At 70.2% G+C, this 12,957-nt stretch carries 13 protein-coding genes; 6 read left to right on the top strand and 7 right to left on the bottom strand.

Going from position 1 to position 12,957, the window contains the following annotated elements; all coding sequences use genetic code 11:
• Window positions 1-73: 73 nt before the first annotated feature.
• Complete coding sequence (locus miv_RS09285) at window positions 74-1,054, top strand: GNAT family N-acetyltransferase (protein ID WP_207182375.1); 981 nt, start codon at window positions 74-76, stop codon at window positions 1,052-1,054.
• Between the two features lie 15 nt (window positions 1,055-1,069).
• On the opposite strand, the gene miv_RS09290 is transcribed toward miv_RS09285, so the two are convergent.
• The 6 genes from miv_RS09290 to miv_RS09315 form a co-directional block, all read right to left on the bottom strand.
• Window positions 1,070-1,399, bottom strand: a complete 330-nt coding sequence (locus tag miv_RS09290) for an HPr family phosphocarrier protein (RefSeq protein ID WP_207182376.1) — start codon at window positions 1,397-1,399, stop codon at window positions 1,070-1,072.
• A 193-nt stretch (window positions 1,400-1,592) separates the two neighbouring features.
• Entirely contained in the window at window positions 1,593-2,009 is a 417-nt protein-coding gene (locus miv_RS09295; RefSeq protein ID WP_207182378.1) for an ABC transporter ATP-binding protein, read from the bottom strand.
• 237 nt (window positions 2,010-2,246) lie between these two features.
• Window positions 2,247-2,648, bottom strand: a complete 402-nt coding sequence (locus miv_RS09300) for a PTS sugar transporter subunit IIA (RefSeq protein WP_048430373.1) — start codon at window positions 2,646-2,648, stop codon at window positions 2,247-2,249.
• An 88-nt stretch (window positions 2,649-2,736) separates the two neighbouring features.
• Window positions 2,737-3,207, bottom strand: a complete 471-nt coding sequence (locus miv_RS09305; protein ID WP_244748930.1) for an HPr kinase/phosphorylase — start codon at window positions 3,205-3,207, stop codon at window positions 2,737-2,739.
• On the bottom strand, window positions 3,204-4,952 hold the full coding sequence (locus miv_RS09310) for a sensor histidine kinase (protein ID WP_058619040.1): 1,749 nt from the start codon (window positions 4,950-4,952) through the stop codon (window positions 3,204-3,206). Before miv_RS09310 ends, miv_RS09305 begins: the two co-directional genes overlap by 4 nt.
• A gap of 196 nt (window positions 4,953-5,148) precedes the next feature.
• The gene (locus miv_RS09315) at window positions 5,149-5,865 is read right to left on the bottom strand and encodes a response regulator transcription factor (RefSeq protein ID WP_048430384.1); all 717 of its coding nucleotides are present in this window, start codon (window positions 5,863-5,865) and stop codon (window positions 5,149-5,151) included.
• Between the two features lie 39 nt (window positions 5,866-5,904).
• Between miv_RS09315 and miv_RS09320 the strand changes: the two genes are divergently transcribed.
• From miv_RS09320 to lepA, 5 genes are all read left to right on the top strand, one after another.
• The gene (locus miv_RS09320) at window positions 5,905-6,111 is read left to right on the top strand and encodes a hypothetical protein (RefSeq protein ID WP_207182380.1); all 207 of its coding nucleotides are present in this window, start codon (window positions 5,905-5,907) and stop codon (window positions 6,109-6,111) included.
• Window positions 6,112-6,242: 131 nt separating this feature from the next.
• Window positions 6,243-7,010 carry a HugZ family pyridoxamine 5'-phosphate oxidase gene (locus tag miv_RS09325; protein ID WP_207182382.1) on the top strand — a complete coding sequence of 256 codons (768 nt, stop codon included), beginning with the start codon at window positions 6,243-6,245 and terminating at the stop codon, window positions 7,008-7,010.
• Between the two features lie 230 nt (window positions 7,011-7,240).
• Window positions 7,241-8,851 carry a phosphoenolpyruvate carboxykinase gene (locus miv_RS09330; RefSeq protein ID WP_048430370.1) on the top strand — a complete coding sequence of 537 codons (1,611 nt, stop codon included), beginning with the start codon at window positions 7,241-7,243 and terminating at the stop codon, window positions 8,849-8,851.
• A 106-nt stretch (window positions 8,852-8,957) separates the two neighbouring features.
• Complete coding sequence (locus tag miv_RS09335) at window positions 8,958-10,046, top strand: NAD(P)/FAD-dependent oxidoreductase (protein WP_207182383.1); 1,089 nt, start codon at window positions 8,958-8,960, stop codon at window positions 10,044-10,046.
• A 400-nt stretch (window positions 10,047-10,446) separates the two neighbouring features.
• Window positions 10,447-12,252 carry a translation elongation factor 4 gene (lepA, locus tag miv_RS09340; RefSeq protein WP_048430368.1) on the top strand — a complete coding sequence of 602 codons (1,806 nt, stop codon included), beginning with the start codon at window positions 10,447-10,449 and terminating at the stop codon, window positions 12,250-12,252.
• Between the two features lie 106 nt (window positions 12,253-12,358).
• On the opposite strand, the gene miv_RS09345 is transcribed toward lepA, so the two are convergent.
• Window positions 12,359-12,802, bottom strand: a complete 444-nt coding sequence (locus tag miv_RS09345) for a hypothetical protein (protein ID WP_048430367.1) — start codon at window positions 12,800-12,802, stop codon at window positions 12,359-12,361.
• Between the last annotated feature and the right edge of the window lie 155 nt (window positions 12,803-12,957).

Consider the following 12,957-nt stretch of genomic DNA (forward strand, 5'->3'; position numbering starts at 1 on the left):
GCTCCGCCCGGCACGGCCGCAGGGGCAGCGCCCGCGTCCCGTTTCGGGACGGATGATCCGGAACGAGGCTGCGATGAGCACTCCCTTCACGCTGATCCAGGGCGGGCTGACCCAGGGTGCTCCCGCGGCCGGTGCGGTGAGCCTGCGGGCGGAACTGCGCCATCCCGCCTCGCTGCGGGAACCGGAGGTGGAGGCCTGGCGCAGCCTGATGGCGCGGGCGCTCGATCCGAGCGTCTACGCCGATCCCGACTTCGCCCTGACGATGGCTCAGCACCTCGCCAACGGGCAGACCCTCGCGGTGCTGCTGGTCTGGCAGGACGGGCTGCGGACGCCGATCCTGCGCGGGGCACTGCCGCTGCGGCTGCCCGCTCACCAGGCGATGGCCGGACGGGCCCGGCTCTGGCGCCTGCCGCTCGCCGGCAGCGCCGAAGCGGCGATTGATGCCGGATACGCCAATGTCGTCCTGCGCGCCGCCCTCGACCACCTGCGCGGCTCGCCGCTCCATCTCGTCGACCTGCTGTGGCCGGACCTGCGGCCCGATTCGGCCCTGGCGGTCGCGCTGGGCGAGGCGGCGGGCGGCACCGGGCGGCGTCTCACGCTCGCCGAGCAGGCCGCCCCGCGCGCGGCCGTGCCGGCGCCCCTGACCCTGCCGGCGGGCCGGACCTCCCTGGAGCGGGTGCGGGATCCGGCGCGGCTGCGCGACGCGGTCGAGCATTTCCTGGTCCTCGACGCGCGGCGCGGCGCGGACAGCCTCCTTGCCGACCCGGCGACCGCCACGGCCTTCCGGGTGGTGACGCGGCGCTTCGCCCATCGGCGGCAGGCCTGCGTCGATCTCGTGCGGCGCGACGGCGAGGTGGTGGCGGCCGCCATCCATCTTGCGACCGGACGGCACGATACGATCTGGCGCCAGGCCGGCCTGTGCCTCGCGCAGGCGCCGGTCTCGGCCGCCGAGCCCGCCCGTATCGAGGCGGTGGTGACGGTGGAGCGGGCCGGGACCGTCCGGGCGCCGCGGCAGCGGACGGACCTGCGGCGGCTCTTGCGCCTGCGCGCCTGACGTGAGGCCTTGCCGCTACTCGTCCTCGCCGAACCGGTTGGCGAGGAGGGCGGTGATCGCCTCCATGCAGGAATCCTGGTCGGGGCCGAGGGCCGTGACACGGATGCTGGTGCCCTGGGCGGCGCCGAGGGTCAGAAGGCCCATGATCGAGCGCCCGCCCACGGTCTCGCCGCCCCGGCTCACCGTCACGTCCGAGCCGAATTTTTCCACCGTCTGGACGAACTTGGCGGAGGCCCGGGCGTGCAGGCCGCGCCGGTTGATGATCGGAAGGTCGCGGGCGCTGGCGCCCTCGGGGACCGGCGGCAGCTCGCCGTCCTCGTCGTTCGTGTCGGCAAAGGGCGTCATCGGTCGGGGGTACCTGCTCGGAACCGGTGGGACCGGCTCAAAAGGCCCGTCGTCCGGCTCTCGCACGTCTCGAGGAAGTCGGTTCCGCCAGGGTAACGGGGCCGGCGCAGAAAGCTAGAGCGCGGGATCGGGACGGCGAGGGCCCGGGATCGACCGAGGGTCGGAGGCGGAGCCGAGGCGGCGACCGATGCTGCTATTTCCGGCTCGGGCGGAGCGGCCCGTAGAAGCCGCTCCATTCCATGCCCAGGGCCCGGGCGCGCTCGGCCAGCACGCCGGGCACCGACAGCAGGCTCGCGACCGGAGAGGCCAGGATGCTCGGCTCGTTGAGGAGGCGTCCGACCTGCCGTCCCCGCCACCACAGCAGCCCGTACAGCAGAACGAGCATCAGGAGCAGGCCCCAGGTCACGAGGCTCTGCCCGAAGAGATAGAGTCCGTAGGGCGGCGACAGGGCCGTCCCGAGGCGGGACAGGCCGATGCCGATGACCGGCAGCAGGATCAGGAAGCCCAGGAGTTCCAGCGGCAGCCGGCGAAAGACCCGCAGGGCGGCGTTCAAATCCTCGACCGGCACGGCGTCGAGAGACAGCCGGTCGTCGTTGATGGCCTGAGTCACGGAGCCTCCCGGCATCGGCGCCGCCTGGAACGGGGGCGGCCGTGCCGTTCTAGAGCGCTTCACGATCGCGTTGCAATCGCGAAGCTCTCTAAGTCTTTGTTTCGCCGCATTTTCTTCGACGAACCGGCATCCACTTCGTCGGAAATGCTCTAGGATGCCAGGCCCGCGTGGGCCACCCTGCTCCGGCCTGTTGCGGCCGGCCTCGGGTCGATCCCGTCGATGGGTCCCCGGCGGACTCTACTTGCCGGCGAGCACCCGCGAGGCGACGTTGATGTACTTGCGCCCCGCTTCCTGAGCGTGGAGCACCGCCTCGCCGAGGCTCTCCTCGTCGCGGACGCTGGCGAGCTTGATCAGCATCGGCAGGTTGATGCCGGCGACCACCTCGACCGAGCCGCCGTTCATGCAGGAGAGGGCGAGGTTCGAGGGCGTGCCCCCGAACATGTCTGTCAGCACGACCACGCCCTCGCCGGAATTCACCCGGCACACCGCCGACATGATGTCCTTGCGACGGACCTCCATGTCGTCCTCGGGGCCGATGGTGATCGTCTCGAGCTGCTCTTGCGGCCCGACGACGTGCTCCAGCGCGGCTTTGAATTCCGTCGCGAGCAGGCCGTGGGTGACGAGCACCATTCCAATCATCGACACGAGTTCCGACGCCCCGTTGGAGCCGAGCCGCCATTTTGTGCAGCGCAAAGGCGAGCGCAAGAGCAATGCGGCGAAATCCGCATCAATCGGTCATCATCATGACACGGAGGCGGCGCCAATGCCACAACACCGTTTCGGCGCGGCCGGGGCCTCGCGACAGGATCATCCTGGGGAGCCGGACCCCGCGGAGAAGGACCGTCTCCGTTCCCTCCTCGGGCATCCGCGGCGCGGCGTCCTCGAGGTCGACGACGAGGCGCAGGATCGCCGAAGGCACCGTCGCGTCAACGGCTTGCAGGCCGAGACCGCGAACCTCGACGAGCCCGGCGAGCACCGGGTGCGGGCGCGCCACGACCCGCCCGTGACGCTGGGTTAGGACGACCCGGTCGTCGCCCACCAGCGCAGCGAACGTCCCATACCTGGCGCCGAGGCCGAGAAGGTCACGGGCCAGGGTCGATTTGCCGCTCCCCGCCGCCCCGCGCACCAGGATCCCGGCCTCGCCGACGACGACGCAGCTCGCGTGCACGGTGCCGGTGGCCGCCTCCCCCCCGGTCACCGGCTCTGGGCCGGGATGCGGACGATGAAGCGGGCACCGAGCAGCGCCGGCTCGCCGTCCTCCCCGGCGGGGCCGAGCCGGTTCTCGGCCCGGATCGTGCCCCGGTGGGCCTGGACGATCTGGCGCGAGATCGAGAGGCCGAGCCCCGAATTCTGACCAAAGCCCTGCTCCGGCCGGTCGGTGTAGAAGCGCTCGAAGATCCGCTCCAGGGCGTGCGGCGGGATGCCGGGGCCGTCATCCTCCACGGTCAGCTCGACCGCGTTGCGGCGACGCCGCAGGGCCACCCGGACGCTGGCGCCCTTGGGCGAGAACGAGCGGGCGTTGTCGAGGAGGTTGTTGACCACCTGGCCGAGCCGGCTGTCGTGGCCGAGGATCGCGAACGGGTCCTCGACATTAGCCGGAGCCGGCTCGACCGCGAGGTCGATCGCCGCGTCGCCCCGGCGCCGGCGCTCGTTGGCGACCGACACCACCGTGGTGATGAGCTTCCTCAGATCGACCCGGCCGGCCTCGGCCCGGGCGAGCTCGGCGTCGAGGCGCGACGCGTCGGCGATGTCGCTGATCAGCCGGTCGAGGCGCTTCACGTCGTGCTGGATGACCTGCATCAGCCGGCCGCGCGATTCGTCGGTCTTGGCGAGCGGCAGGGTCTCGACGGCGCTGCGCAGCGAGGTCAGCGGGTTCTTCAGCTCGTGCGAGACGTCGGCCGCGAAGTTCTCGATCGCGTCGAGGCGGCGGTAGAGCGCCTGGGTCATGTCCCGCAGCGCCCCCGAGAGGTGGCCGATCTCGTCGGTGCGCCGGGTGAAGTCGGGGATCTCCTGGCGCGACTTGATGCCGGTGCGCACCCGCTCGGCGGCCTCCGCCAGGCGCCCGACCGGGCCGACGATCTGGCCGGCGACCAGCATCGAGAGCACCACCATGACGAGGGCCGCGATGATGAAGACCTGCAGCAGCGAGAACCGCTCGGCGGCGATGATCTTGTCGATGTCGCCTTCCTGCGTCGAGAGCAGCAGGGCGCCCCGGACGGTGCGGCCGCGCTGGATCGGCACCGCCACCGACACGATGGTCTCGCCCGGGCCGTTGCGGCGCACCAGCGTGCCGCGGGCCCCCGTGAGCGCCCGCTGCACCTCCGGCAGGGTGCGCCCGTCCGCCGGGCCCGGCTCGTCGGCCGCCGAGGAGCGGCCGAGCCAGGGCACGTAGCCGCGCACGGCGTTCCAGGCCTGCTCGACGAAGCTCGACCGGTCCTTGCGCAGCGGCGGCGGGTCCCGGCTGAGGTCGCCCCGGATGTAGAGGCCCCGGGAATCGATCAGCATCGTGCCGTCGCGGTCGTAGACCCGGGCGCGGGTGCCGGTCGGGGTGATCAGGCGGCGCAGGAGCGGCGCCACCCGCTCGGGGTTGAGGGAGAATTCGAGGCCCGAGGGCGCCTCGTCGGCGAAGGACCCGCCCTCGCCGGCCTGGAGCTGGAGCAGGCGGTCGGGGTCGATGGTGATCGCATCGGTATCGACGGTGGCGGACGCCGCGATGGCCCCCGCGATGATGTCGCCCTGGGTCAGCAGGCTCTGCACCCGGGCCTCGATCAGGCCCTGGCGGAACTGGTTGAGGTAGAGGAAGCCGATCAGCAGCGCGATCAGCCCGGCGAGGTTCAGGACCACGATGCGCCGGGTCAGGCTCGAGGCGAAGCGCTGTGCCACCCAGCGCCGGACCGAGCGCCAGCCGAACGGCTCGCGCGCGGCTTCGGCATCCGGATCGATCTCGCCGGAGGTTCTGAGATCCGCCGTCTTCTCTTGGGACCGGTCTTGGACCCGGTCTCGGACCCGGGCGCGGCCCGGGCTGCGCAGGAGGCGGCCCGTGCCCTGGAGGAGGCGGCCGGGGCCGCCCAGGAGGCGGCGCACGGCGCCGGAAGGCGAGCCCTCGCTCACGCGATCGTCACTCTGGCGGTCAAGTCGCTCACATTTCCTTGAAACGGTAGCCGACGCCGTACAGCGTCTCGATCATGTCGAAGCTGTTGTCGGTGACCTTGAACTTCTTGCGCAGCCGCTTGATGTGGCTGTCGATGGTGCGGTCGTCGACATAGACCTGGTCGTCGTAGGCCGCGTCCATCAGCGCGTTGCGGCTCTTCACGACGCCGGGGCGCTGGGCGAGCGCCTGCAGGATCAGGAACTCGGTGACGGTCAGCGTCACCGGCTCGCCCTTCCAGGTGCAGGTGTGGCGCTCCGGATCCATCATCAGCTGGCCGCGCTCCAGCGAGCGGGCGGCGGCGGCCTCCGCCTCCCGGGCCGAGGCGCCGGGCCCCGCCTCCTTGGCGGCGAAGCGGCGCAGCACCGCCTTGACCCGCTCGACCAGCAGGCGCTGCGAGAACGGCTTCCGGATGAAGTCGTCGGCGCCCATCTTGAGGCCGAACAGCTCGTCGATCTCCTCGTCCTTCGAGGTCAGGAAGATCACCGGCAGGTCGGATTTCTGGCGCAGGCGGCGCAGGAGCTCCATCCCGTCCATGCGCGGCATCTTGATGTCGAAGATCGCGAGGTCGGGCGGCGAGTGCTTCAGGCCGTCGAGGGCCGACGCACCGTCCGTGTAGGTCTGGATCCGGTAGCCTTCGGTCTCCAGCGCGATCGACACGGAGGTCAGGATGTTGCGGTCGTCATCGACGAGGGCGATGGTCGGCATGGGCATTCCCTGGGGGCAAGCGTCGTCCGCAAGAACACGATGGTCCTGCTGAACGACGCCCGACTGAAAACCGTTTCGGGCTCGGCGGACCTCGATCCGGTCGATCTCGGGTGGCACGACCTCCCGACCAGTCCCACTCTCGCCGAAAAGACTGGACAGTGGCTGTCGCGCCACGATTCCGACACCCTTAAGGCCATCCCGCCGAAAAAGCGAGCATCCGCGACGCGCACGCCGCGCGTGCGGTGAATCCCGGGGGAGAAGGCCGCCATCTCGCGCGACCGGTCCCGGGACCGACGCCGCGGCGTCGCGCAGCCTGGACGGACCCGCGGGACCTCGCCAAGGTGGGGTGCGGGACGATCGCCGAGGGGGGTTAGACCATGGCGGATGGAGACAGGAAGCAGGCCGCGCCGCTGCCGGCCGCCGAGGCGCCCTTCGACGCGATCGGGCTCGCCCGCGCGCTCCTGCGCCGGACCCGCTCGGCCGCCCTCGCCACGCTGGAGCGGGACGGGGCCGCGCCCTTCGCCTCCCTGGTCACCGTCGCGACCGATCTCGACGGCACGCCGCTCCTTCTGCTCTCGCGCCTCTCGGCCCACACCCTCAACCTCGAGGTCGATCCGCGCTGCTCGCTGCTCCTCTCCCAGGGTGGCAAGGGCGACCCGCTGGCCCATCCGCGCCTGACCGTGACCGGCATCGCGGAACGCAGCGAAGAGCCCCGGATACGGGCGCGCTTCCTCGCCCGCCACCCGAAGGCCGCGCTCTACGCCGACTTCCCGGACTTCGCCTTCTTCCGTCTCGTCGCCCGGGCCGGCCACCTCAACGGGGGCTTCGCCCGGGCCGCGACGCTCACCGGGGCGGAACTCCTCACCGATCTTTCCGGCCACGACACCCTCGCAGACTCCGAGCCCGGCGCGGTCGCCCACATGAACGAGGATCACCTCGACGCCATCGCCCTCTACGCCACGCGGCTCGCCGGCGAGGAGCCGGGCCCCTGGCGCCTGACCGGGATCGACCCGGACGGGCTCGACCTCGTCGCCGGCGAGCGCACCGCCCGGATCCTCTTCCCGGAGCGGCTGGCGGGTCCGGCCGCCCTGCGCCCGACCCTGGTGGCGCTGGCCGCCCAGGCCCGCGCGCTCCCCGGGACCTGACATAAAGTCGAGCTTGTCACCGTTGGATACCGTGAATTCGATTGAACCGCGAAGTTTCGCCGCCTACTACAGCTGCCCACCGAGGCCGTCGGAGAACGGTCGCGGCCCGTCGCGCTGGACCGGCTTGCAAGTACAAGCACGGTCGTCGCGCCGGACTTGAACAGTCATTCGGCCCGATTCGGACCGGCAGCCATCCGGCTTTGCCCGGGTCGGCGCCAGGAGGATCGGGCGTGAACGACATCGGCGTATTCAACGAGGCGTTCGGCGCCGACAAGATCGGCTTCCGCAACCTCAAGCGCGTCAACTGGAACCTGGAGGCCCCGAGCCTCTACGAGCACGCCCTCCAGCGGGGCGAGGCCCAGCTCGCCGCCGGCGGCGCCCTGGTCGCCGAGACCGGCATCCACACCGGCCGCTCCCCCAAGGACAAGTTCGTCGTCCGCGACGCCGACACCGAGAACGAGGTGTGGTGGGAGAACAACGGCGGCATCACCCGCCCGCAATTCGAGACCCTGCTCGAGGATTTCCTGGCCCATGCCGAGGGGCGTGAGCTGTTCGCCCAGGACCTGTTCGGCGGCGCCGAGGTCGGCCACCGGGTCCGCGCCCGCGTCTTCACCGAGTATGCCTGGCACTCGCTGTTCATCCGCAACCTGCTGATCCGCCCCGAGCGTGAGGCGCTGGCCGGCTTCGAGCCCGAGCTGACCATCATCGACCTGCCGAGCTTCCGCGCCGACCCGGCCCGGCACGGCTGCCGCACCGAGACGGTCATCGCCGTCGACTTCTCGCGCAAGATCGTGCTGATCGGCGGCACCTCCTACGCCGGCGAGATGAAGAAGTCGGTCTTCACCTACCTGAACTACGCGCTCCCCCGCGCGGGCGTGATGCCGATGCACTGCTCGGCCAACGTCGGCAGCGAGGGCGACTCGGCGCTGTTCTTCGGCCTGTCGGGCACCGGCAAGACCACCCTGTCCTCCGACCCGAACCGGGTGCTGCTCGGCGACGACGAGCACGGCTGGAGCCCGAAGGGCATCTTCAACTTCGAGGGCGGCTGCTACGCCAAGACGATCCGCCTGTCGAAGGAGGCCGAGCCCGAGATCTACTCCACCACCGAGCGCTTCGGCACCGTGATGGAGAACGTCGTCATCGATCCGATCACCCGCCTGCCGGACTTCGACGACGCCTCGCGCACCGAGAACACCCGCTGCGCCTACCCGCTGCCGTTCATCAGCAATTCGAGCACCACCGGCCAGGCCGGGCACCCGAAGAACATCGTCATGCTGACCTGCGACGCCTTCGGGGTGCTGCCCCCGATCGCCAAGCTGACCGGCGCCGAGGCGATGTACCACTTCCTGTCGGGCTACACCGCCAAGGTGGCCGGCACCGAGAAGGGGCTGAAGGGCCCGGAGGCGACCTTCTCGACCTGTTTCGGCGCGCCGTTCATGCCGCGCCACCCGTCGGTCTACGGCAACCTGCTGCGCGACCTGATCGCCCGCCACCACGTCGATTGCTGGCTCGTCAACACCGGCTGGACCGGCGGCGGCGTCGGCACCGGCCGCCGCATGCCGATCCGGGTCACCCGCCGTCTGCTGACCGCGGCGCTGGACGGCTCGCTCGCCAAGGCCGATTTCCGCCGCGACCCGTATTTCGGCTTCGCGGTGCCGACCTCGGTGCCGGGCGTCGAGCCGCACATCCTGTACCCGGTCAAGACCTGGCAGGACAAAGCGGCCTTCGCCGAGACCGCCAAGAGCCTGGTCGAGATGTTCCGCAACAACTTCAAGCGCTTCGAGGCCCATGTCGACGCCGACGTGCGGGCCGCCGAGCCGACCATGTCGATCGCCGCCTGATTTCAGGCTCTGACCGTCAGAGGGCCCTTCTCCCCGGAGAGGGGCCCTTTTTCGTTGTAGGGTCGTGCCGCAAGAATCGGGCGAAGAACCAAGGGAGGAGCGGCCGATGATGGTGCTCGTCGTCGGTGCCGGCGTGGTCGGCCTCGCGATCGGTCGGGAACTGGCTCTGCGCGGCCACGAGGTGATCGTGGCGGAGGCGGAGGGCGGCATCGGGACCGGCGTGTCGTCGCGCAATTCCGAGGTGATCCATGCCGGGATGTACTACCCGACCGGCTCGTCCCGGGCGCGCCACTGCGTCGAGGGGCGGCGCCGGCTCTACGCCTTCTGCGAGAGCCACGGGGTGCCGCACGCGAAGGTCGGCAAGCTCATCGTCGCGACGACGGAGCTCGAAGGCGCCAAGATCGCGGCGATCCACGCGCAAGGGGTCGAGAACGGGGTCGAGGGCCTGTCGCTCCTCGACGGCGCGGCGGCTCGGCGGCTGGAGCCGAACCTGACCTGCCACGCCGCGCTCCTCTCGACCGAGACCGGCATCGTCGATAGCCACGCCCTGATGCTGGCGCTGCAGGGCGACATCGAGGGGGCGGGCGGCGCGCTCGCCTTCAACACCCCGATCACCCGCCTCGCCCGCTCGACCGAGGGCTGGACCGCCCGCTTCGGCGAGGCCGAGGAGATCACGGTCGACGCCGTGGTCAACGCCGCGAGCTTCGGGGCGCAGGGCCTCGCCCGGGCGACCGAGGGCTACCCGGAAGCGCGCGTGCCGCGGCTCGTTCTCGCCAAGGGCAATTACTTCGGCTGCACCGGCCGGCCGGCCTTCTCGCGGCTGATCTACCCGGCCCCCGTCGAGGGGGGATTGGGCATCCACCTCACCCTGGACCTCGCCGGGCGGATGCGCTTCGGCCCCGACGTCGAGTGGATCGACGCGCCCGACTACGAGGTCGATCCGGGCCGCGGCGGCCTGTTCTACGCCGCGATCCGCCGCTACTGGCCCGCGCTCCCCGACGGGGCGCTAGTGCCGGACTATGCCGGCATCCGCCCGAAACTGTCCGGGCCGGGGGAGGGGGCCGCCGACTTCCTGATCGACGGCCCGGCCGAGCACGGCCTGCCGGGGCTCGTGCATCTCTTCGGCATCGAGAGCCCGGGGCTGACGTCGAGCCTGTCGCTGGCGCAGGACGTGGCGGACCGGTTGGGGGCGTAGACCTTATCCCGCGTTCCCGTAGTGGAGCGGAATGGACGCGAACCCTCGATGTCATCCTGGGGCTTGCCGAAGGCGAGAACCCGGGATCCATGACCGCTGACGGTACAGGATAGGACGGCAGCGTTCCGCTTCATTCTGCATCGTCAGCGGTTATGGATCCCGGGTTCCGCTCCGCGGCCCCGGGATGACGCGGAGGGTGGCACGCCGTCCAGAGCACGTGATTGGCGTATCTCCCCGATCTGACGATCGATCGCCGATCCGACCACCCCCACCAAGAATCGCGTGCGTCCGGCCGCCGTCTTGGCGCGGCGGGGTGCCGCTGCTATCTCCCCTCGACCCTTTCCTTCACCGCCGTGCGCCACGCGCATCGCCGCGCCTGCGCGCCGGAGACAGCCCCACGATGACCGCGTCCCCCATCGACAACATCCGCAACTTCTCGATCGTCGCCCATATCGACCACGGCAAATCGACCCTTGCCGACCGGCTGATCCAGATCACCGGGGCGGTCGCGGCGCGCGACATGAGCGAGCAGATGCTCGACTCGATGGACATCGAGAAGGAGCGCGGCATCACCATCAAGGCGCAGACCGTGCGCCTGGAATACCGGGCCCAGGACGGGCGCGACTACGTCCTGAACCTGATGGACACGCCCGGCCACGTCGATTTCGCCTACGAGGTGTCGCGTTCGCTCGCCGCCTGCGAGGGCTCGCTCCTCGTCGTCGACGCCTCGCAGGGCGTCGAGGCGCAGACGCTCGCCAACGTCTACCAGGCGCTCGACGCCAACCACGAGATCGTCCCGGTCCTCAACAAGATCGACCTGCCGGCGGCCGAGCCCGACCGGGTCAAGGACCAGATCGAGGAGGTGATCGGCATCGACGCCAAGGACGCGGTGCCGATCTCGGCCAAGACCGGCATCAACATCGAGGCGGTGCTGGAGGCGATCGTCACCCGCCTGCCGCCGCCGAAGGGCGACCGGAGCGCGCCGCTCAAGGCGCTGCTGGTCGATTCCTGGTACGACGTCTATCTCGGCGTCGTCGTGCTGGTGCGCATCGTCGACGGCGTGCTCAAGAAGGGCATGACGATCCGCATGATGGGCGCGGACGCGGCCTACGGCGTCGAGCGCCTCGGCGTGTTCCGGCCCAAGATGCAGGACAAGGCCGAGCTCGGCCCCGGCGAGGTCGGCTTCTTCACCGGCTCGATCAAGGAAGTGGCCGATACCCGCGTCGGCGACACCATCACCGAGGACAAGCGCCAGACCAAGGAGGCGATGCCGGGCTTCAAGCCGGTGCAGCCGGTGGTGTTCTGCGGCCTCTTCCCGGTCGATGCCGCGGACTTCGAGAACCTGCGCGGCGCGATGGGCAAGCTGCGCCTCAACGACGCCTCGTTCTCCTACGAGATGGAGACCTCCGCCGCGCTCGGCTTCGGGTTCCGCTGCGGCTTCCTCGGTCTCCTCCACCTCGAGATCATCCAGGAGCGGCTGGAGCGCGAGTTCAACCTCGACCTGATCTCGACCGCGCCGAGCGTGGTCTACCACCTCAACATGTCCGACGGGGAGCAGAAGGAGCTGCACAACCCGGCCGACATGCCCGACGTGATGAAGATCGCCTCCATCGAGGAGCCGTGGATCCGCGCCACGATCCTCACGCCGGACGAGTATCTCGGCGGCGTGCTGAAGCTCTGCCAGGACCGGCGCGGCACCCAGATCGACCTGAACTACGTCGGCAAGCGCGCGATGGTGGTGTACGATCTGCCGCTCAACGAGGTGGTGTTCGACTTCTACGACCGCCTGAAGTCGATCTCGAAGGGCTACGCCTCGTTCGACTACCACATCTCGGATTACCGCGAGGGCGACCTCGTGAAGATGTCGATCCTCGTCAATGCCGAGCCGGTCGACGCGCTCTCGATGCTCGTGCACCGCACCCGCGCCGAGCACCGCGGCCGCGCGATGTGCGAGAAGCTGAAGGACCTGATCCCCCGCCACCTGTTCCAGATCCCGGTCCAGGCGGCGATCGGCGGCAAGATCATCGCCCGCGAGACCATCCGGGCGCTGTCGAAGGACGTGACCGCCAAGTGCTACGGCGGCGACATCTCCCGCAAGCGCAAGCTCCTCGACAAGCAGAAGGAGGGCAAGAAGCGCATGCGCCAGTTCGGCAAGGTCGAGATCCCGCAGGAGGCGTTCATCGCCGCCCTCAAGATGGACAGCTGAGGCCGGCCCTCGGCCCTCCCGCCAGAGCAGGAAGGCGCGCCGCCCGGCCCGGGCGGCGCGCCTTCTTCGTTCGGGGACGGCCGATGCCGTCCCCTCCCGCGTCTCTCTACATGCCCGCCTCGCCCGGGCCCGGACCGCGGCGGCGGGATTGCGGAGCGGCTCCGCCCGCGGGCCGCATCGTGGCGATCACCGGGTTCGGCTCGTGATCCATGGCGGCGCCCGTATAGGCGTCGACGCCCATGCCGATCAGGCCGCCGGCCAGCACGTTGCCGGCGAAGCCCGCCGCACCCTTGCCGACCACCTTGGTCCGGACCGGGATCGACTGCGGATGGAAACCGGGCTTGGTGAAAGTCGCCACGAACTCGTCCGAGCGCTCGACTTCGAGGGTGCACGGCGTCGTCGGGCAGGCATACTTCTTGTCCGTGGTCATCGCGGCGCCCGACGGCACCGAGACGAACGAGACGGGTTCCGTTGTGCCGCGCACGATGCTGCCGCATGCGCCGACACTGGCCGCAATCAGGATCGCGGTCGAGATAGACTTGACTGACATGGATGCCCCCGCGTCGCCTCGTTGGACGATGGCGATTTCTAGGCATGAACCGGAGGGTGCAATCAAGCGTAGGTCGGATGTTTTCCATTATGCTCTGCACAAGTTGTATTTTTGGCACATTCACCAATGTTCAAGCTATAACAATACTGGTCATC

The organism is Methylobacterium indicum, assembly GCF_017347565.1.
Taxonomy (GTDB): domain Bacteria; phylum Pseudomonadota; class Alphaproteobacteria; order Rhizobiales; family Beijerinckiaceae; genus Methylobacterium; species Methylobacterium indicum.

What these genes read in the sequence shown, in the direction of transcription:
- miv_RS09285 (WP_207182375.1), top strand. Translation starts at nt 74, where the DNA reads ATGAGCACTCCCTTCACGCTGATCCAGGGCGGGCTGACCCAGGGTGCT.
- miv_RS09320 (WP_207182380.1), top strand. Translation starts at nt 5,905, where the DNA reads ATGGTCCTGCTGAACGACGCCCGACTGAAAACCGTTTCGGGCTCGGCG.
- lepA (WP_048430368.1), top strand. Translation starts at nt 10,447, where the DNA reads ATGACCGCGTCCCCCATCGACAACATCCGCAACTTCTCGATCGTCGCC.
- miv_RS09315 (WP_048430384.1), bottom strand. Translation starts at nt 5,865, where the DNA reads ATGCCGACCATCGCCCTCGTCGATGACGACCGCAACATCCTGACCTCC.
- miv_RS09345 (WP_048430367.1), bottom strand. Translation starts at nt 12,802, where the DNA reads ATGTCAGTCAAGTCTATCTCGACCGCGATCCTGATTGCGGCCAGTGTC.
- miv_RS09325 (WP_207182382.1), top strand. Translation starts at nt 6,243, where the DNA reads ATGGCGGATGGAGACAGGAAGCAGGCCGCGCCGCTGCCGGCCGCCGAG.
- miv_RS09335 (WP_207182383.1), top strand. Translation starts at nt 8,958, where the DNA reads ATGATGGTGCTCGTCGTCGGTGCCGGCGTGGTCGGCCTCGCGATCGGT.
- miv_RS09290 (WP_207182376.1), bottom strand. Translation starts at nt 1,399, where the DNA reads ATGACGCCCTTTGCCGACACGAACGACGAGGACGGCGAGCTGCCGCCG.
- miv_RS09300 (WP_048430373.1), bottom strand. Translation starts at nt 2,648, where the DNA reads ATGATTGGAATGGTGCTCGTCACCCACGGCCTGCTCGCGACGGAATTC.